Source organism: Synechococcus sp. A15-28 (genome assembly GCF_014280175.1).
Taxonomy (GTDB): domain Bacteria; phylum Cyanobacteriota; class Cyanobacteriia; order PCC-6307; family Cyanobiaceae; genus Parasynechococcus.
In genome coordinates this window covers 2,183,423-2,201,065 of record NZ_CP047931.1, presented here as the reverse complement: position 1 = coordinate 2,201,065, position 17,643 = coordinate 2,183,423, and the positions used below count along the sequence as shown (strand labels likewise).

At 63.6% G+C, this 17,643-nt stretch carries 19 protein-coding genes; 7 read left to right on the top strand and 12 right to left on the bottom strand.

All coding sequences use genetic code 11. The features are described 5' to 3' along the window. Positions 1 to 37: 37 nt before the first annotated feature. Both ligA and SynA1528_RS12415 read right to left on the bottom strand, forming a co-directional pair. A complete protein-coding gene (gene ligA / locus SynA1528_RS12420) occupies positions 38 to 2,071 on the bottom strand; it encodes an NAD-dependent DNA ligase LigA (RefSeq protein ID WP_186587007.1) in 2,034 nt (677 codons plus the stop codon). Continuing rightward, on the bottom strand, positions 2,064 to 2,483 hold the full coding sequence (locus SynA1528_RS12415; RefSeq protein WP_186587006.1) for a hypothetical protein: 420 nt from the start codon (positions 2,481 to 2,483) through the stop codon (positions 2,064 to 2,066). Before SynA1528_RS12415 ends, ligA begins: the two co-directional genes overlap by 8 nt. Before the next feature lie 75 nt (positions 2,484 to 2,558). Between SynA1528_RS12415 and SynA1528_RS12410 the strand changes: the two genes are divergently transcribed. Beyond that, positions 2,559 to 3,098 carry a SprT family zinc-dependent metalloprotease gene (locus SynA1528_RS12410; RefSeq protein ID WP_186587005.1) on the top strand — a complete coding sequence of 180 codons (540 nt, stop codon included), beginning with the start codon at positions 2,559 to 2,561 and terminating at the stop codon, positions 3,096 to 3,098. 106 nt (positions 3,099 to 3,204) lie between these two features. After that, positions 3,205 to 3,648: a hypothetical protein gene (locus tag SynA1528_RS12405; protein ID WP_186587004.1), complete on the top strand. Its 444-nt coding sequence runs from the start codon at positions 3,205 to 3,207 to the stop codon at positions 3,646 to 3,648. Positions 3,649 to 3,656: 8 nt separating this feature from the next. Here SynA1528_RS12405 and SynA1528_RS12400 read toward each other — a convergent pair whose 3' ends face one another. The 7 genes from SynA1528_RS12400 to SynA1528_RS12370 all read right to left on the bottom strand — a co-directional run bounded on the left by SynA1528_RS12400 (position 3,657) and on the right by SynA1528_RS12370 (position 10,341). Next, complete coding sequence (locus SynA1528_RS12400) at positions 3,657 to 4,151, bottom strand: hypothetical protein (protein ID WP_186587003.1); 495 nt, start codon at positions 4,149 to 4,151, stop codon at positions 3,657 to 3,659. A 48-nt stretch (positions 4,152 to 4,199) separates the two neighbouring features. Then, positions 4,200 to 4,781 carry a chorismate lyase gene (locus SynA1528_RS12395; protein WP_186588501.1) on the bottom strand — a complete coding sequence of 194 codons (582 nt, stop codon included), beginning with the start codon at positions 4,779 to 4,781 and terminating at the stop codon, positions 4,200 to 4,202. Between the two features lie 14 nt (positions 4,782 to 4,795). Next, positions 4,796 to 5,449 carry a pilus assembly protein PilZ gene (locus SynA1528_RS12390; protein WP_286187836.1) on the bottom strand — a complete coding sequence of 218 codons (654 nt, stop codon included), beginning with the start codon at positions 5,447 to 5,449 and terminating at the stop codon, positions 4,796 to 4,798. Between the two features lie 23 nt (positions 5,450 to 5,472). Beyond that, positions 5,473 to 7,398 carry a tRNA uridine-5-carboxymethylaminomethyl(34) synthesis enzyme MnmG gene (gene mnmG, locus SynA1528_RS12385; protein WP_186587002.1) on the bottom strand — a complete coding sequence of 642 codons (1,926 nt, stop codon included), beginning with the start codon at positions 7,396 to 7,398 and terminating at the stop codon, positions 5,473 to 5,475. A 21-nt stretch (positions 7,399 to 7,419) separates the two neighbouring features. Further along, a complete protein-coding gene (dnaB, locus tag SynA1528_RS12380; protein WP_186587001.1) occupies positions 7,420 to 8,835 on the bottom strand; it encodes a replicative DNA helicase in 1,416 nt (471 codons plus the stop codon). A gap of 61 nt (positions 8,836 to 8,896) precedes the next feature. Then, positions 8,897 to 9,355 carry a 50S ribosomal protein L9 gene (gene rplI / locus SynA1528_RS12375; protein WP_186587000.1) on the bottom strand — a complete coding sequence of 153 codons (459 nt, stop codon included), beginning with the start codon at positions 9,353 to 9,355 and terminating at the stop codon, positions 8,897 to 8,899. A gap of 74 nt (positions 9,356 to 9,429) precedes the next feature. Continuing rightward, entirely contained in the window at positions 9,430 to 10,341 is a 912-nt protein-coding gene (locus SynA1528_RS12370) for an acyl-CoA desaturase (protein ID WP_286187835.1), read from the bottom strand. Between the two features lie 185 nt (positions 10,342 to 10,526). Between SynA1528_RS12370 and SynA1528_RS12365 the strand changes: the two genes are divergently transcribed. The 4 genes from SynA1528_RS12365 to SynA1528_RS12350 all read left to right on the top strand — a co-directional run bounded on the left by SynA1528_RS12365 (position 10,527) and on the right by SynA1528_RS12350 (position 15,510). Further along, positions 10,527 to 11,765, top strand: a complete 1,239-nt coding sequence (locus SynA1528_RS12365; protein WP_502707712.1) for a methionine gamma-lyase family protein — start codon at positions 10,527 to 10,529, stop codon at positions 11,763 to 11,765. 21 nt (positions 11,766 to 11,786) lie between these two features. Further along, positions 11,787 to 12,176, top strand: a complete 390-nt coding sequence (gene gcvH, locus SynA1528_RS12360; RefSeq protein WP_186586998.1) for a glycine cleavage system protein GcvH — start codon at positions 11,787 to 11,789, stop codon at positions 12,174 to 12,176. Between the two features lie 56 nt (positions 12,177 to 12,232). Further along, positions 12,233 to 15,112 (top strand): aminomethyl-transferring glycine dehydrogenase, encoded by a 2,880-nt coding sequence (gcvP, locus tag SynA1528_RS12355; protein WP_186588496.1) that lies wholly within the window; start codon positions 12,233 to 12,235, stop codon positions 15,110 to 15,112. A gap of 146 nt (positions 15,113 to 15,258) precedes the next feature. Then, complete coding sequence (locus tag SynA1528_RS12350) at positions 15,259 to 15,510, top strand: hypothetical protein (RefSeq protein WP_186586997.1); 252 nt, start codon at positions 15,259 to 15,261, stop codon at positions 15,508 to 15,510. Between the two features lies 1 nt (position 15,511). Here SynA1528_RS12350 and SynA1528_RS12345 read toward each other — a convergent pair whose 3' ends face one another. The 3 genes from SynA1528_RS12345 to SynA1528_RS12335 form a co-directional block, all read right to left on the bottom strand. Then, on the bottom strand, positions 15,512 to 15,718 hold the full coding sequence (locus SynA1528_RS12345) for a hypothetical protein (protein WP_042503975.1): 207 nt from the start codon (positions 15,716 to 15,718) through the stop codon (positions 15,512 to 15,514). Between the two features lie 233 nt (positions 15,719 to 15,951). Then, a complete protein-coding gene (locus SynA1528_RS12340) occupies positions 15,952 to 16,671 on the bottom strand; it encodes a pirin family protein (protein ID WP_186586996.1) in 720 nt (239 codons plus the stop codon). After that, complete coding sequence (locus SynA1528_RS12335; protein WP_186586995.1) at positions 16,671 to 17,186, bottom strand: NADPH-dependent FMN reductase; 516 nt, start codon at positions 17,184 to 17,186, stop codon at positions 16,671 to 16,673. The genes SynA1528_RS12340 and SynA1528_RS12335 overlap by 1 nt, the downstream gene beginning before the upstream one ends. A 100-nt stretch (positions 17,187 to 17,286) precedes the next feature. On the opposite strand from SynA1528_RS12335, the gene SynA1528_RS12330 reads away from it, so the two are divergent. Next, positions 17,287 to 17,640: a winged helix-turn-helix transcriptional regulator gene (locus tag SynA1528_RS12330; protein ID WP_186586994.1), complete on the top strand. Its 354-nt coding sequence runs from the start codon at positions 17,287 to 17,289 to the stop codon at positions 17,638 to 17,640. Positions 17,641 to 17,643: the final 3 nt, after the last annotated feature.

The window sequence follows — 17,643 nt, the reverse complement described above, 5'->3', positions numbered from 1 at the left end:
TCAATGATTTCTGCCCCCTTTTAGAAGGGGGCTTTTTTCATGACTTCAATAGCTCTAGGAGTTGAGCTTCGTCGAGGATTATTACTCCCAGACTCTCAGCTTTGGTCAACTTGCTGCCGGCTGCGTCCCCCGCCACCAGGTAATCGGTTTTCTTGCTGACGCTGCCGCTCACCTTGCCGCCGGCGGCTTCAATCAGGGCCTTGGCCTCACTCCGGCTGAGGCTGGGCAGGGTGCCGGTGAGCACCAAGGTCTTGCCCTGCAGCACGGCGCTGCTGGCGTCTTCGCTTCTGACCTGAGCCGTCTGTTCCGTTGCGGATGCTTCCAGCGACAGGCCGACCGCCCTCAGCTCCTCCAGCAGAGCCAGGTTGGCGGGGTTGGCGTGCCATTGCTGCAGGCTGCTGCTGATTTCTGGGCCGATGCCGTGCAGCGCGGCGATGCTTTCCGGCTCAGCGGCCACCAGGCTGGCGCTGCTGGGGTAGGCCGCTGCAAGAGCTTTGGCATTCACCTCACCGATGTGGCGGATCCCCAGGCCGTAGAGCTGCCGGTGCCAGGGCTGTTGTTTGGATTGCTCGAGGGCGGCCACCAGGTTGGCGGCGGATTTCTCGCCCATCCGCTCCAGGCTGCTCAGCAGGGCTGCATCCAGGCGGTAAAGGTCGGCGATCGAGCGCACCAGACCGCGCTCCACCAGCTGTTCGATCAACTTGCTGCCGAGTCCGTCCACATCCAGGGCACCTTTGCTGACCCAGTGGCGCAAACCACCCCGCAGGATCGCCGGGCAGCTGCTGTTGATGCAGCGGGTGGCGGCTTCGCTGTCGTCGCGTATCAGGGTGGAACCGCATTCGGGACAGTGGTCCGGCAGGTCCAGGGGAACGGCTCCTTCGGGCCGCAGTTCCGCCAGCACCCGCACCACCTCAGGAATGATCTCCCCGGCTTTGCGCACCACCACGGTGTCACCGAGGTGCAGGTCCAGTTCGGCGATGCGGTCGGCGTTGTGCAGGGTGGCGCGGCTGACGCTGGTGCCCGCCAGGGCCACCGGCTCGAATTCAGCCACGGGTGTGACGGCGCCGGTGCGGCCCACCTGCACCACCAGCTTCAACAGCTTGCTGGGGGCTTCCTCCGCTGGATACTTCAGCGCAATGGCCCAGCGCGGCGCCTTCTGGGTGGTGCCCGCCTCATCCTGCAGGCGCAGATCGTCGAGTTTCACCACCACACCGTCAGTGGCGTAGGGCAATTGGTGGCGCTGCTGTTCCCAGCGGTCGCAGAAGCGTTCGATGCCGTTCAGGTCATCGCAGAGCTCGCGGTTGGGATTGACGCGGAATCCCGCCTGCTCCAGCCACTGCAGCACCTGCCATTGGTTTGCGGGTGAGAGCCCATCGGGCAGATGCAGGGTGTACGCAAAGAAATCGAGTCGCCGGGCAGCCACCACCTTGGGATCCAGTTGCCGCAAGGTGCCGGCGCAGGCGTTGCGGGGATTGGCGAACAGGGCCTCGCCGCGGGCGGCGCGTTCGGTGTTGATCGCTGCAAAGGTGTCATCGGGGATGAAGGCTTCGCCGCGCACCTCCACCCACTCCGGCGGATCGTTGATCTGGAGCCGCAGCGGGATGGAACTGATGGTGCGCACATTGGCGGTGATCTCCTCACCGCTGCTGCCATCACCGCGGGTGGCCGCCCGCTCCAGCACCCCCTGGTGGTAGCTCAGGGCCAGGGCATTGCCGTCAATCTTGAGTTCTCCCACCAGGGGTAAAGCGCTGTCTTCAGAGCGATCCAGCAGCTTGAGCAGGCGTTGATGCCAGGCCTTCAGTTCCTCTTGATCAAAGGCGTTATCGAGGCTTTGCAGCGGGATCCGGTGCTCGACGCTGTGGAAGCCCGTCGCCGGAGGGCCTCCCACCCGTTGGGTGGGACTGTCGGCAGTGAGCAGGCTCGGATCGGCCTGCTCCAGCTGTTGCAGCTCCCGGTACAGCCGGTCGTAGACCGTGTCCTCCATGACCGGGACATCGAGGACGTAATAGGCGTGGGCAGCTCGGTTGAGCAGGGACCGCAGTTCCGCGGCCCGCTGCTGTTGCTCAGCCATTGATGCGGTTGATGCGGGCGATGCGCCAGTTGTCGTCCACCTTGCTGAAGGTGAAGTCCAGGGGCAGTTCGTCGTCGTTCTCCGCCTTGAGTTTCACCGTGAGGATCATGTCACCCTCCTGGATGCGGGGCCGACCGGATTTGAGGTTGCGGAACTTGTTCAGTTTCAGGTCCGCCAGGAAGCGGATGAACTGCTGGCGGTTCACGTGCTGGCGGTAGGCCTTGGTGGTGAGCAGGTAGGCGGCATCGATGCGCCCGGCCGCCACTTGGGTGAAGAACTGCTTGATCAGTGGGTTGATGCCGCGGGCGCTGAGCACCAGCTTCACCGCGGTGTAAGTCCAGTAGAGGAGCAGGGCACCACCACCTGCCAGCAGTGACTTGACGCCCACCTCGCGGATTAGACCCAGTTCCATCGCCTGCCTTCAAAGCAGCGACGAGTCTGACTGACCGAGGCAGGATGATGCTGCATCGCTGCAACCCACCCGAACGTGCCGTTGCTGCCGTTGCTGCCGATCTTTCATCGTCTGAACCGTCAGCATTTCGACGGTGTTCTTGCGCGGGACGGGTCACCGCTGAGTTCTGTGCGCTGGAGTGACGCCCGCATGAGCCGGACCGCTGGTCTGTATCGCCGTGGCCCTGGAATCGGGGAGGGAAGGGGCAGCGAGATCGTGCTGTCGAAGCCGTTGCTGGAACCTTTGCCGCAGGAGGCCACGGAAAGCACCCTCTGCCACGAAATGATTCATGCCTGGGTGGATCTGGTGCTGAGGAAACGGGAGAGCCACGGTCCACGCTTTCGGGCACAGATGGACGCGATCAATGCCGCTCAGAGCCGGTTTCAGGTGAGCGTGCGCCACCACTACCCCGTTCCGGTGAAACCCCCGCGCTGGTGGGCGGTCTGTCCCAGTTGCGGTACCCGCTACCCCTACCGTCGCCGCATCAGCAACGCCGCCTGCCGCAGGTGCTGTGATCAGCATCACGGTGGGCGCTGGCACCACAGCTGCGTGCTGCAGTTCGAATCTGCGGTCTGAGATGGAGGTGTTTCTTCTGTCGCTGGAACTTGGTGGTTTCACCATCGCTCTGATCGGACTGCGACGGGAGCATTGGTTGCGCCGTCGGCGTCGGTAACGTCGGGGAATGGAAGATCGCAGAGACCGCCGACTGGACACCTGGATCGAGACCGGTCGTCAGTTTGTCGACGGCGTTTCAGGACGTCGCCCCGGTCAGCGCCGCAGCAGTTTTGATCTGGATTCCGTCGGCCGCTGGGTGGGCGACAAGGTTGAGTGGCTGTTGGAGGACGACGATGCCTGGCGGGAGCCCTGGCAGGAGAACGATCGACCGATGCGCAGCGGCAAACGTCCCCTTGAAGCCATTTCCCGTCGGGGCCGTCAGGTCGCATCGGCGCCCTCGGTCCCTGCGATGACGACCCCTGACCCAGGGTCCGTGGATGACTGGCCGGAGGACGACAGCTTCCGGGTGGACCGCTGGCAACGGACCCGCGGCCAGGTCACTCCCGCCGTTGACCCTCAACCGTCAGCCCCGCGGCGGTCGTTGCCCCGCTCCAGTCGTCGGCGTGACTGACGGAGGCTTCAGCAGGCCGAGGCACTGCGGCTGGCCTGACGATGGTGGCGGCTGACGCGATAGCTGCAGCCGCGCACCTCCAACTGCTGGTTCACCTCCTCCACAAGTTCGCTGGGCATTTCTTCGGCCATCTGGTCCGGGGTGGCGGAGATGGAAGGAGAGCCCAGCTGCATGGCTTCCAGCAGCTGGGTCCATTGTTCGACTTGCACGTTGCGGCTCATCGGGGCGTAGCCCATGTTTTCCAGTAGCTCCGAACAGATCGCGCGGCTCCAGAACACCGTGCGGCCCTGGCCATGGGTGCCGGCGCAGCTGGCGGCTTCGGCTTCAAGAGCCGCAGGGGTGGGGCGTCCGCGTCGATCGCGCCAACCTTGCTGCTCAAGGATGCGACCGCAGTGGATGGCTGAAATGCCGTAGATCCGACCGAGGTCGGTGAGGCTGAGCCAGGGGTTGAGGGCAGCCATGACACGGTGAACCGATGTGTCCACATATTCCTCGGTGCACATGTAAAGGCAAGTTGTCAAGAGCAAATCCCAACAATCTCGCAGAATTGTTCATGAACTTTGTTGAAGCTCCTGGCGCAAGGTCGGTCCCAGCCAGGTTTCCAGCTGCGGGCTGAACACCTCACGGATCACCGTGAGCGCTGCGCCGCTGCGGAAAAAGCGGTAGTGCCGGCTCCAGAAGGGCCCGCGGTGGCCGAAGGTGTGCTCCAGCCAGTCCGCCTGCACCAGCGCCAGGCCATCGACTTCGCGGAACAGTTCGGAGCGCCCTTGGGTGAGGCTTTTCCAGATCGGCAGGTTGCGGTCCCGCAGATGCAGCTCAGCTTCCGCCTGATTCCACCAGCTCTCCGCCCAGGCCAGGGGCTGGCCGCCACAGGTGAGCCACACCTGGCGTCGCAGCAAGGGCCCTTGCAGCTCAGCCACCTCGGCCGGTGCTTCCGCCGGCAGACCGGCTTCCGGTTCCATGGCGATCAGGTCCACGGCCACCGGCTCACCGGTGAGAAGCCTGAGATGACGGGTGGGACTGCCGTCCCCCAGCAGCATCAGTCGCCAGGCCCCCGGTAGCTGCCGGGGGCCCTCGCCACTCAGCACCGCGTCGGTGGGGGCCTGCCAGAGCTGATGGGGGGAGGGCAGCAGCGGAGTGGATGAATTCAGAACAGCCCCCCGACGGAGAGGGTTCGCTGCTGGCCGTGCTGACTGATCACCGCGCCGCCACTGCTGATGGAGTCCAACCGCCAGCCGCTGCTGCCGATTGATTCACCGATGCCTGCGGAGAGAGATGTTGTGCCCAGCTGGAAGATGGCGGAGCTGTTGCCGCCAGGACCCTGTACCACCCCGGTGAGTTGCGGCATTGGGGTCAGGGTTGGAATCGGCAGCAGCTCCGGGGCTGCAGGTGAGAGGGCGAGTCCAAGGCTGCTGGGGGGTGCGGGTGGTTCGAGGCTGGCCATCCACTCCGGTTCCGGCTCAGCAGGGGTGCTGGCCTCTGCCTGCAGGCGCTCAAGCATCAGCAGGTTGCGTTCCTGATCCAGCTGGCTGCGGGACTGCAGCAGGCTGCTGATCAGCCAGCCGATGTTGACGGCACCGGCCACAGCGATGCCGCTGACGATCAGCAACAACCAGGGGGTAGTGGTGGTCGCCGCTGGTGCTGGTGGTGTCGGCGGTGGTGGTTCGTGCACATCCACGTCCACCGGAATGAGGTGGTTGGGCCGCGAGGAATTCAGTGCGTCCTGGTCGAACACCTTGTCCATCACCTGCTCTGCCCGCAGGTTCCAGTAGGCACGGGAAGTGGGAAGCCGGACGGCCAAGGCGGACCTGCAGGGTCTCAACGCTATCGAGCTTCTGCAGGGGGGGCGAGGGCCTGGCGCTGACGCAGTTCCAGCCACATCAGCAGGGCGGTGATGTCCGCCTGGCTGACGCCGGGGATGCGGCTGGCCTGCCCCAGGGTGCCGGGTTGAATCGCCGTGAGCTTTTCGCGGGCTTCGTTGGAGAGGGTGCCGATGCCGGCGTAGTCCAGATCGGCCGGCAGCTTGCGCTGGCTCTGGCGTTTCACCTGATCGATCTGCTGCTGCTGCCGTTGCAGGTAGCCGCTGTATTTGATGTCGATCTCCGCCCCTTCTCGCACCTGCAGGGGCAGATCGGCATCGGCCAGGCCATGGCGCACCAGATCGGCGGCGTGCATGCCGGGTCGGCGCAGCAGGTCGGCCAGGGTGATTGAGCCTTTGATCGCCGCACCGGTTTCTTGCTCCACCGTCGGGGCCACCGGATCGCTCACCTTGAGCCGCACGGTTTCCAGCCGATGCTTCTCGGTGTCCATCGCCTGGAGTTTGTCCTCGAACAGCTGCCAGCGGCGGTCGTCGATCAGGCCCAGCTCACGGCCCAACGGCGTCAGGCGGCGGTCGGCGTTGTCGCCGCGGAGGATCAGGCGGTATTCGCTGCGGCTGGTGAGCACCCGGTAGGGCTCACGCAGGTCTTTGCTCACCAGATCGTCGATCATCGTGCCGATGTAGCTGCCCTCCCGGGGGAAGTGCACCGGCTCCTGACCGCCGATCAGCCGGGCAGCATTGACGCCGGCCACTAGGCCCTGCGCGGCGGCTTCTTCATAGCCCGTGGTGCCGTTGAGCTGGCCAGCGCTGAACAGGCCGCGCACCCGCTTGGTTTCCAGGGAGGGCTTGAGTTGGGTGGCAGGCAAGTAGTCGTAATCCACCGAATAGGCCGGTCGCAGCATCACGGCGTGCTCCAGGCCCGGCAGGCTGCGCAGCAATTGCAGCTGGATCGGTTCCGGCAGGCCGGTGGAGAAGCCCTGCACGTAGATCTCTGGGGTGTCGCGTCCCTCCGGCTCAAGAAAGATCTGGTGGCTGTCCTTGTCCGCGAAGCGAACGATCTTGTCTTCGATTGAGGGGCAGTAGCGCGGGCCCTTGCTGTCGATCACGCCGCCGTAGATGGCGGTGAGGTGCAGGTTGTCGCGGATCAGCTGATGGGTTTCCGCGGTGGTGCGGGTGATGTGGCAGCTCATCTGCTCACCGCTCACCCAGGCGGCCGGGTCAAAGGAGAAGAAGCGATCGGCCGCATCGCTGGGCTGCTCCTTCAGTTGATCGAGGGCGATGCTGCGCCGGTCCACGCGGGCGGGGGTGCCGGTTTTGAGCCGGTCGGTCTGGAAGCCGAGTTGCTGCAGCGCTTCGGTGAGGCCTTCAGCGGCCTGCTCTCCGGCGCGGCCTGCGGCCATCGATTGATGCCCCACCCAGATGCGGCCCCCCAGGAAGGTGCCGGCGGTAAGGATCACCGCTTCAGCGCCATAGACGCTGCCGAAATAGGTGCGGATGCCGCTGATGCGTTGCTGGTCGCCTTCACCGGTGGTTTCCAGCCCGGTCACCATCGCCTCGCGCAGGGCGAGGTTGGGGGTGTGCTGCAGCAGCTGCAGCATCTGGCGGGAATAGAGGCGCTTGTCGGTCTGGGCGCGCAGGGCCCACACCGCCGGGCCGCGGCTGGCGTTGAGGATCCGCTTCTGGATGGCGGTGGCATCGGCCAGGCGCCCGATCACCCCACCGAGGGCATCCACTTCATGGACGAGCTGGCTTTTGGCGGGGCCGCCGACGGCGGGGTTGCAGGGCTGCCAGGCGATTCGGTCGAGGTTGAGGGTGAACAGGGCCGTGTTCAGGCCCAGCCGGGCGGCTGTGATCGCCGCTTCACAACCGGCATGGCCGCCGCCGACCACGATCACGTCAAAGGATTCGGTGGGGGCAGCGGAGACGCTCATGGCTTCATTATCTGAGTTGGCTCAGGCCGCCAGGTTGCGGAAACGGGTGAACTGCGGCTCGAACAGCAGCTTCACCGTGCCCACCGGACCGTTGCGGTGCTTGGTCACGATCACTTCGGTGATGCCCCGGTCCGGTGTTTCCGGGTTGTAGTACTCGTCGCGGTAGATCATCAGCACCAGGTCAGCGTCCTGCTCGATCGAGCCCGATTCCCGCAGATCGCTCAGCATCGGCCGTTTGTTGCTGCGGGATTCCACGCCACGGCTGAGCTGGGAGAGGGCGATCACCGGCACGTTGAGTTCCCGCGCCATCTGCTTCAGGCCCCGGGTGATGCGCGACAGCTCCTGCACCCTGTTGTCGGAACCCGAGCCCTCCATCAGCTGCAGATAGTCGATCATCACCAGTCCCAGCTCCTTGCCCTGTTCGGCCATCAGCCGCCGGCAGAGCGAACGCATCTCCAGCACACCGGAGTTGGGTTTGTCGTCGATGAAGATCGGCAGTTGCCCCAGGCTGTTGATGCCCTGGCCCAGCAGCGGCCATTCCTCCTGCTGCAGGCGGCCAGTGCGCAGCCGCCCCGCTTCGATGCCCACCTCCATCGAGAGCAGGCGGTAGGTGAGCTGTTCCTTGCTCATCTCCAGGGAGAACAGGCACACCGGCAGGTCGTGCAGCTGGGCCACGTTCTTGGCCAGGTTCAGCACGATCGAGGTTTTGCCCATGGCCGGGCGGCCGGCCACGATGATCAGGTCGCTGCGCTGCAGGCCCTGGGTCATCGCATCCAGGTCGTAGAAGTTCACCGGGATACCGGCCACCGAGGTGCCCAGGGAGCGGCTTTCGATCTCCTCAAAAGTCTGGGTGAGGATTTCGGCGGTGGGGGTGAGCCCTTTGGAGGGTTTCTCCTGGCTGATGGCGAAGATCTTCTGTTCGGCCTGATCCAGCACCTGCTCCATCGGCAGGCCCTGGTCGAAGCCCAGCTGGATCACTTCGTTGCCGGAGCGGATCAGCTGGCGGCGCAGGAACTTGTCCATCACCAGCCTCGCCACCTGCTCGATCGAGGCGGTGGACGGCACCCGTTCCACCAGCTCCACCAGCCGGTTGTTGCCGCCCACCTTCTCCAGAGAGCCCGTATCCGCCAGCCAGGCACTCATTGCCGTCAGGTCGGTCGGTTTGCCCTGGCTGTGCAGCATCAGGGCGGTGCGGAAGATCTCACGGTGGGCGTTCAGATAAAATGCTTCCGGCTGCAGCACATCCGCCACCCGGCCAATGGCATCGGGATCCAGCAGGATGCCGCCCAATACCGCTTCCTCCGCCTCAAGGTTTTGTGGCGGGACGGAATCGGGGAGGGCTTCGAAGCTCGGTTCCTGATCGCGGCGGTTTGAGCGAAAACCCCGGGGTCCCCCGTCGGCGTTGTCGCCGCTATCGCTGAGGGGGACGCTCACCATGGCCGTTGGCCGTCACAATCGGGTCTCTCACTCTGGCTCAGTTGAGCCGCTTTGCCAGGGGTCAGTAGCTGACCACTTCCAGGTTGATCTCGGCCGTGACCTCGCTGTGCAGCTTCACCGTGACGGTGTACTTGCCGGTGCGATGGATTTCGGGCACCAAGATGTCGCGGCGGTCGATCACCTTCTTGGTGGCGTCCTGGATGGCTTCTGCCACATCGCCGTTGGTCACGGTGCCGAACAGCACGTTGTCCTCACCGGTCTGCTTCTTGACTGTGAAACTACCGATGGTGGCCAGAGCAGTCTGGAAGTCGAGGGCTGCCTGCTTCAGAGCTGCTTGGCGTTCGGCTTCCTTGGCGCGGCGGTGCTCCACCTGCTTCATCACCGCAGGCGTCACCGGGACAGCCTTGCCAAAGGGAAGCAGGAAGTTGCGGGCGTAACCGGGGGCGACCTCCACCAGGTCTCCGTCCCTGCCGAGGCTGAGGACGTCCTCATTCAGAACGACTTGTACACGCTTGGGCATGGAACCTGGGGGCGGACGTTATCTGTGCGATCGACCACGTTACGACGTGGCCTGATCGGAGGAATTTGAGGGGATCAGGAGGCCCCAGGCACGTAGCGAGCCGTCCTGACACGGCTTGCCAAGCCAAGGCGCTTGAGCAGGCGCACGTGCTGCCAGGTGAGATCGAACTCGAACCAACGCAGACCATGGCGCGCACTGGCGGGATGGGCGTGGTGGTTGTTGTGCCAGCCCTCACCGAAGGAGAGCAGTGCCACCCACCAGCAGTTGCGGGAAAGATCAGGGCAATCGAAATTGCGATAGCCGAAGGCATGGGTGGCGGAATTCACCAGCCAGGTCACGTGATACACGACCACCAGTCGCAGGGGGATGGCCCAGAGCACCAGTCCCACGCCGCCACCGCTCACCTGTGCTGCTTCTCCGATCCAGTACAGACCAAGTCCAAGGGGGATCTGCAGCAGGAGGAACCAGCGGTCGAGCCAGCGATAGAAGGGATCACACTGCAGATCACCGGCGTAGCGGTCGAGTTCCTTCAGGGCAGGGATGTCGTGCAGCATCCATTCGCTGTGGCTCCACCACAAGCCGCGACCGGCATCGTGGTGATCTGAGGGTTGATCGGAGAAGCGGTGGTGGTGGCGGTGCAGGCCAACCCACTCGATCGGACCGCTCTGGCAGGCCAGCGTGCCCATGATCACCAGCACGCGCTCCACCCAGACCGGAACCACCAGGCTGCGATGGGCCACTAGACGGTGCAGACCCAGGGTGACGCCAAGAACGGTCACCCAATACAGCACTCCGAAGGCCACCAGGCCCTGCCAGCTCCAGAACCGCGGCAGCAGAGCCACGGTGGCCAGCACGTGCATCACCACCATGAAACTGGTGGTGCCCATCTTGAGCTTGCGCTGACGGGCCGGCAGGGGACCGCGGGGCGCTTGCACCGCTGCCCGTTGCCGAAGCTCGCGGGTGTCAGCTGTTTGCGAGAAAACCAACAGGAAGACTCCAGGGGTTGACGAGGCCGCTCAGACCAGAAAGCCGAGGAGCGGTTGGTGCCATTGATGACCGAAATCTAAAGGAGTTGAGCCCATAACCCGTGGTCGGGAGGGCATGCTGCAGATCTGGACTCTGATGTCGCATCGTGACGAGTGGTGAAGGAAGCGCTGCCGCTAGGGACTTTGTGGCGTCCGTTGCCAGAGGTCTGCAGCCCCTCGCTGCCGTGCGCACGGAGCAGGTTCAACAGCGGTTGGAGCGCGTGCTGGCTGCCCTGGCCGCTGAACGGGTGGGGACTCAGCATTTCGCATCCCTGACCGGTTACGGCCACGGGGATCAGGGGCGTGAAGTGGTGGACCGGGTGTTTGCACGGGTCTTGGGTGCAGAAGCGGCTGCTGTGCGCATGCAGTTCGTCAGCGGCACCCATGCCATTGCGGCGGCCCTGTTTGGGGTGCTGCGGCCCGGCGACCGTTTGCTGTCCATCACCGGGCGTCCCTACGACACGCTGGAAGAGGTGATCGGCCTGCGGGATCCAGGCCAGGGTTCCCTGGCGGAGTTCGGCGTCAGCTACGACGAGATTGAACTGCAGGCCGATGGCTCAGTGGACACCACAACTGTTGAGCAGGCCCTGGAGCGCCCTTGCCGGATGGTGTTGATCCAGCGCAGCTGCGGTTACAGCTGGCGACCATCGATTCCCGTGGCGGAGATCGGACGCCTCGGTGAGCTCATCCATGGCCGGCAACCGGAGTGCGTCGTGTTCGTCGACAACTGCTACGGCGAATTGGTGCAGGAGCAGGAGCCAACGCAGGTGGGGGCGGATCTGATCGCTGGCTCGCTGATCAAAAACCTGGGGGGAACAATCGCGCCCACAGGGGGCTATGTCGCTGGACGGGCCTCCCTGGTGGAGCAGGCCTGCTGCCGGCTCACGGCACCGGGCATCGGTCGCGAAGGGGGGACGGGTTTTGACCTGCAGCGGCTGGTGTTGCAGGGATTGTTTCTGGCGCCGCAGATGGTGGCGGAGGCCCTGATCGGAGCTGATCTGGTGGCTGGTGTGTTCCAACGGCTGGGTTTTGCGGTGAATCCAGCGCCCGGGGCCGACCGCAGTGATCTGATCCAGGCGGTTCGGCTCGGTTCCCCTGAAGCGCTCAAGCTGGTTTGTCGCGCTTTTCAGGCCTGTTCACCGGTCGGCGCTTATCTGGATCCCGTTCCCGCGTCGATGCCGGGCTATGCCAGTGACCTGGTGATGGCCGGTGGCACCTTCATCGATGGCTCCACCAGCGAGTTTTCGGCCGATGCACCCCTGAGGGAGCCCTACAACCTTTATGTGCAGGGCGGCACCCACCGCGCCCACGTGCAGCTGGCGCTGACCCGGGCACTTGCGGTGCTGGATGCAGCGGGGTTGATCGATCTCCCGCAGACTGGGTGAAGACATCTGGATCTGCCGTCGATGGCGTTCGAGTTCCCCGCTTCCTTTCGCTTCGCTGATAGCCACGAGTACGCCAATGCCGATGGGGAGCTTGTGCGAGTGGGCATCAGTGCCTTTGCTGTGGATCAGCTGGGGGACATCGTGTTTGTGGATCTTCCTCAAGTGGGGGACAGCCTGGACAAGGGCGCCACGTTTGGATCGGTGGAATCCGTGAAGGCTGTGGAAGACATGTATGCACCGGTGGCCGGCGAGGTGGTGCAACGCAATGAGGCGGTGCTCGCCAGTCCCGAGGAGTTGCAGAACGACCCCCATGGGGAAGGTTGGTTGCTGGTGCTGCGGCCCAGCGATCCCTCCCAGCTCGAGGCCCTCATGGATGCCAGCACCTACGGCACCAAGGTGAACGCAAGCTGACATCGGGCGGCGGTCACCCTTCTTTACGATCGGCGAACTCAACTGCGTCCGCCTTGGTGACCTCCCCCTTCCTGCAGCGTCACGTCGGCCCGAGCGACGCGGAGCAGCAGCGGATGCTCAGCGACTTGGGGTTCGCCGATATGGCGGCCTTTTTGGCTGATGTGGTGCCGGCGGACATCCTTGATGACACCCCGCCGCGGGACGTGCTTCCTCCATGTTGTGGGGAGGCCGAAGCGTTGGCCCATCTGCGGGAGATTGCCGCTGCCAACGATTCCCGCCGCTCTTTGATCGGCCTGGGTTACTACGGCACGGCCACGCCGGCGTTGATCCAGCGGCACGTCTTTGAAAATCCGGCCTGGTACACCGCTTACACCCCCTATCAAGCGGAGATTGCCCAGGGGCGCCTCGAGGCTCTGCTCAATTTTCAGACCCTGATCAGCGAACTGACCGGTCTGCCCATCGCCAACGCCTCCCTGCTCGACGAGGCCACAGCGGCGGCGGAAGCAATGAGCCTGAGCTGCGGCCTCTGTCGACGGGCGGAGGCCAACCGCTTCCTGGTGGATGAGAACGTCCTCCCCCAGACCTGGGCTGTGCTGCAGACCCGTGCGGAACCCTTGGGGATCGTTCTGGAACGGGTGACGCCGCAACAGGCCAGCTTCGACCCCACCGTCTTCGGTGTGTTGCTGCAGTTGCCCGGTGCGGATGGTCAGGTCTGGGATCCGAGCGATGTGATCGCCCGTGCCCATGAGGCTGGGGCTCTGGTGACGGTGGCCATCGATCCCCTGGCTCAGACCCTGATCGCCCCCGTGGCGTCCTTCGGTGCGGACATCGCTGTGGGCAGTGCCCAGCGTTTCGGCGTGCCGATGGGTTTCGGGGGCCCGCATGCCGCCTTCTTTGCCACCAAAGATGCTTACAAGCGTCAGATCCCCGGCCGTCTGGTGGGTCAGTCCAAGGATTCGGCAGGCAATCCGGCCCTGCGGCTGGCTCTGCAGACCCGTGAACAGCACATCCGCCGCGACAAGGCCACCAGCAACATCTGCACAGCACAGGTGCTTCTTGCCGTGATGGCGTCCTTTTACGCCGTCCACCACGGCCCGGACGGTCTGATGGCGATCGCTCGCCGCATCGTGGGTCAGCGCCGTCAGCTTGAGCTGGTCCTGCAGAGCCTTGGCTTCGTCGTTCCGGAGGGCGAGCGCTTCGACACGGTCACCCTGACTTCACCCCTCTCTCCAGCTGTGCATCAAGCGGTTGGGGAAGCAGGTTTCAACCTGCGGGTGCTGCCGGATGGTGCGGATGCCACGGAGGCAACGGGATTCGGCATCGCCTTGGACGAATGCACCACAGCCGATGAACTGTCCAGATTGGCGGAGGCCTTGGCCGCCGCCGTTGGACAGGTTGCCCCTGCCCTGCCGCTGGTCTCCGTCAAGGAGCTTGACGGTGTACCCGAGCGAGACGCTGGCTGGCTCACGCAACCGGTGTTCCACAGCCACCGCAGTGAGACCGAATTGATGCGCTACATCCAGCGCCTGGTGAGTCGTGATCTCTCGTTGGTGCACGGGATGATCCCCCTCGGCAGCTGCACGATGAAGCTCAATGCGGCCGCAGAGCTGCTGCCGGTGAGCTGGCCCGCATTCGCCGGGCTGCACCCTTTCGCCCCCGCTCGGCAGGCTGCGGGCTATCAGCGGTTGGCCGAGCAGCTGGAGGCCTGGCTAGCAGCTCTCACGGGGTTTGCGGCGGTGTCCCTTCAGCCCAATGCCGGGTCCCAGGGGGAGTACGCCGGGCTGCTGGTGATCCGGGCCTGGCATCGCTCCAGAGGCGACGACCATCGCGATGTCTGCCTGATCCCCACCAGTGCCCATGGCACGAACCCCGCCAGTGCCGTGATGGCGGGTCTCAAGGTTGTGGCTGTGGCTTGCGACGCCGACGGAAATATCGATCAGCAGGATCTGGCTGCCCGTGCAGCGGAGCATGCCGACCGATTGGCGGCCCTGATGGTCACCTACCCCTCCACCCATGGCGTCTTCGAGACCGGCATTCGTGGGATTTGTGAGCTGGTGCATCGCCACGGTGGTCAGGTGTATCTCGATGGCGCCAACCTCAATGCTCAAGTTGGTTTGTGCCGTCCAGGCGCCTTCGGTGCCGATGTCTGCCATCTGAACCTGCACAAGACCTTCTGCATTCCCCACGGCGGTGGCGGACCCGGTGTTGGTCCTATCGGTGTGGCGGCCCATCTGGCTCCCTTCCTCCCCGGTCATCCCTTGCAGGCTTCGCCAGATCAAGCCATTGGGCCAGTGTCTGCAGCGGCTCTTGGCAGTGCGAGCATCCTGCCGATCAGCTGGATGTACCTGCGGATGATGGGGGCGGAGGCCCTGCGCCAGGCCACAGCGGTGGCGTTGCTGTCTGCCAACTATCTGGCCCTTCGCCTGGACCCGCACTACCCCGTGCTGTTCCGCGGTGCCACCGGACGTGTTGCCCATGAATGCATCCTTGATTTGCGTCCGTTGAAACGGGATGCCGGGATCGATGTGGATGACATCGCCAAACGATTGATGGATTACGGCTTCCACGCGCCGACGGTGAGTTGGCCTGTGGCCGGCACCGTGATGGTGGAGCCCACCGAAAGCGAAAGCCTGGTGGAATTGGATCGTTTTGCTGACGCCATGATTGCCATCCGCGATGAAATTCGGGAGATCGAATCAGGGGCTATTGATGCCAGCAATAACCCCTTGAAACAGGCTCCTCACACGATGGCTGCTGTCATCGCAGAGGACTGGGATCGTCCTTACAGCCGACAACAGGCTGCATTCCCGTTGCCTGATCAGCAGCAGAACAAGGTGTGGCCCGCGGTGGCTCGTATTGACAATGCCTATGGCGATCGCAACTTGATTTGCACGTGCCCAAGTGTTGAAGAGATTGCTGTGGCGGTTGCTGCTTAGGGGGCGACTTGCCAGTTCGGGCTGGTGCTTTTGCCCCCCGGCGTGTAAATTTTCACTGAAAACCGAAAAGATGATTTGGATTGACCAGTTGTTTGTTCAATTTCAGTCAAACTTTTCGGCAACTGATTCGTCTGTCGGGGGACACCATGGATCGGAGCGACATCAGCAAATCCGCAGGATCAGTACACGGTCCGGATCTGCCCCAACTGCCTGAAGGCCTGCAGTCGGCGCTGAACCGAGGCCATACCTTGCCAATCGAAGGAACCAATGTGCTGCGTGTGCCCTTCGGCGTGCGCCAGTCGCGTCGCCCTCGGCCAGAGCGACCCGACCATTGGGCCACCCTGGTGATTCCATTACAACCCCTGGGCGATCCCACGCCGCCACCTGCGGCGGCCTGATTCAGGCCACCCCGATCTCTGATCGTTCTTGCGACAGTCTCCAGTCCAATAGCGCTTTGACGTCGGCCAGCGAGCAGGTCGGCGTTCGAAATGGCAACAGCTGCATTGGACTGCGTTCCGGGCGTACCAGCCAGCTTTGATTGGTCTGAGGCAGCAGAAGGTAGCCGCGGTATCGCACCACGGCCTCATGGCTCATCGGGAATCCCATCGCTCTTGGGAGTCTGTTGTTGTGACCTTGTCATTTGAAGGCACCAGATCTGGTGTGGCTCGCATTGCCCGAATGTCTTTGGGATCAACGCCTCAAAGCCTGAAGCTGGGGCGCGATTCTGAAATTTGTCGTCGACGAGATCCTTTGCAAGACAACACATGTGACCTGTACGACGCGTAAACGTATCAAGCATTACTGCGTTGTCATTTGGGCATGAATCCACATGTGGCGGTTCAGGCCAGGCTGAACAACAAAAGATCGGTGTCGTCGGTCTGGCTCGTCAGGGTCCAATCCCGTTGGTTTCGTATTCCCAGGCCATCACCGCAATGGAGCGCATCAGGGGCATCGCCATCAATGCCTTCCAGCTGGACGGAGCCGTTGATCAGTTGCAGCCAAAGGGTGTCACCACTCTCCTCAGGCAAGATGAGCTCCTGCCCATGATTGGGTTGCGCCCGCCAGAGCCGTACCGGCCGGTCGATGGCCATGGCCCCCTGGCTCGGGTCTGGATTCAGAAGCGGTGTCCAGGCCTTGCCGACTTCGATGTGGCGTTGCTCGTAGGAGGGCTCAAGACCCTTGTGGACAGGTTCAATCCAGATCTGCAGAAGACGACAGAGCGACTCACCCTGGTTCATTTCACTGTGAACGATCCCCGTGCCAGCGCTCATGCGTTGCACTTCGCCAGCCCGCAGCACTTCGGCGTTGCCCATGGAGTCGTGGTGGTTGATCTGACCCTCCACCATCACCGTGATGATCTCCATATCCCGGTGCGGGTGCATGCCAAATCCTTGCCCTGCAGCAATGGTGTCGTCATTGATCACCAGCAGGGGGCCGAAGCCTGTCCAGGCAGGATCGAAGTGATTGGAGAATGAAAAGGTGTGCCAGGACTCCAGCCTGTCCCTCTGGCTGTGGAAGCGTTCAGCTGCGGGGCGGATCAGCAGGTTGGGTTGGGTCATCACAGCGTGAGCGGTTGGCGTTGCAGCAGACGCTTCACGACATCGTCGATGCTTTCGTCTTTGGCGGGTTTGCTGAAGTTGCTGAGGACCTGCCGGCCAATCACGTCTGCCCCCAGATGGGTGAGTTGGATCCGCATGGAAATCAGCACTTCCATGCCACCGCCTCCGGAGTGGGTGCCAATCGCGATGGGGCGGCCGTTGAACAGGCTGCGGAAATCGTCATCCAGCACGGAGAGCCAGGCAATGGCGTTGCTGAGTACCGGTGGGATTGAACCGTTGTATTCCGGTGCGCAGATCATCCAGCGGGGGGCAGCGTGCAGACGATCCTGCAGGCTGATGAGATCCGCTCCTGCCCCAACCGCCTGGGCCCGGGGGGTGTAAAGCGGAAGGCTCAGATCGGTGAGATCGATGAGCTCGGCCTGGGCTTGGCGTTGGCGGGCAGCGTTGACGCAGCGTTTGGCCAGCTTGAGGTTTTCGCCGTTGCTGGCGGCAACAACAATCAGATCCGGTGGCATCGAGAGGAAGACGATTCGAGGTGTTCGAACGATCCTGCAGTCATCGGCGCGGCTGCACAAGAACGCACGCGAAAGTGGGTTGGTGTCCGGACGGTGACCTTTGGACTATCAGAGAGGTTTTCAGCATGGAGAGCACCAGGGCGAGTGCAAGGCCGAGCTGGCTCTGAAGGTGATTCAGGGACGCTGGAAGGTACTCATCCTTCGAGAACTGGTGGATGGCATTCAGCGTTTCTCTGATTTGCAGCGGGCGATTGAGGGCGTCAGTCAGAAGGTGTTGACCTCTCAATTGCGTGATCTGGAGGCTGATGGCGTGGTGCATCGGACCATTCACCCCGAGGTCCCCCCGCGCGTGGATTACGCGCTGACGGACCTCGGGATCGAGCTATTGCCTGTGCTGGGTGGGCTGCTCACTTGGGGCGAGCGTCAGGCCGACTTCAATGCCGCCTCGCGGTAGGGA

Excerpts from the sequence above, each read along its gene's own strand:
- ligA (WP_186587007.1), bottom strand. The coding sequence starts at position 2,071 with ATGGCTGAGCAACAGCAGCGGGCCGCGGAACTGCGGTCCCTGCTCAAC.
- SynA1528_RS12415 (WP_186587006.1), bottom strand. The coding sequence starts at position 2,483 with ATGGAACTGGGTCTAATCCGCGAGGTGGGCGTCAAGTCACTGCTGGCA.
- SynA1528_RS12405 (WP_186587004.1), top strand. The coding sequence starts at position 3,205 with ATGGAAGATCGCAGAGACCGCCGACTGGACACCTGGATCGAGACCGGT.
- SynA1528_RS12400 (WP_186587003.1), bottom strand. The coding sequence starts at position 4,151 with ATGTGCACCGAGGAATATGTGGACACATCGGTTCACCGTGTCATGGCT.
- mnmG (WP_186587002.1), bottom strand. The coding sequence starts at position 7,398 with ATGAGCGTCTCCGCTGCCCCCACCGAATCCTTTGACGTGATCGTGGTC.
- dnaB (WP_186587001.1), bottom strand. The coding sequence starts at position 8,835 with ATGGTGAGCGTCCCCCTCAGCGATAGCGGCGACAACGCCGACGGGGGA.
- rplI (WP_186587000.1), bottom strand. The coding sequence starts at position 9,355 with ATGCCCAAGCGTGTACAAGTCGTTCTGAATGAGGACGTCCTCAGCCTC.
- gcvH (WP_186586998.1), top strand. The coding sequence starts at position 11,787 with ATGGCGTTCGAGTTCCCCGCTTCCTTTCGCTTCGCTGATAGCCACGAG.
- SynA1528_RS12350 (WP_186586997.1), top strand. The coding sequence starts at position 15,259 with ATGGATCGGAGCGACATCAGCAAATCCGCAGGATCAGTACACGGTCCG.
- SynA1528_RS12345 (WP_042503975.1), bottom strand. The coding sequence starts at position 15,718 with ATGGGATTCCCGATGAGCCATGAGGCCGTGGTGCGATACCGCGGCTAC.
- SynA1528_RS12340 (WP_186586996.1), bottom strand. The coding sequence starts at position 16,671 with ATGACCCAACCCAACCTGCTGATCCGCCCCGCAGCTGAACGCTTCCAC.
- SynA1528_RS12335 (WP_186586995.1), bottom strand. The coding sequence starts at position 17,186 with ATGCCACCGGATCTGATTGTTGTTGCCGCCAGCAACGGCGAAAACCTC.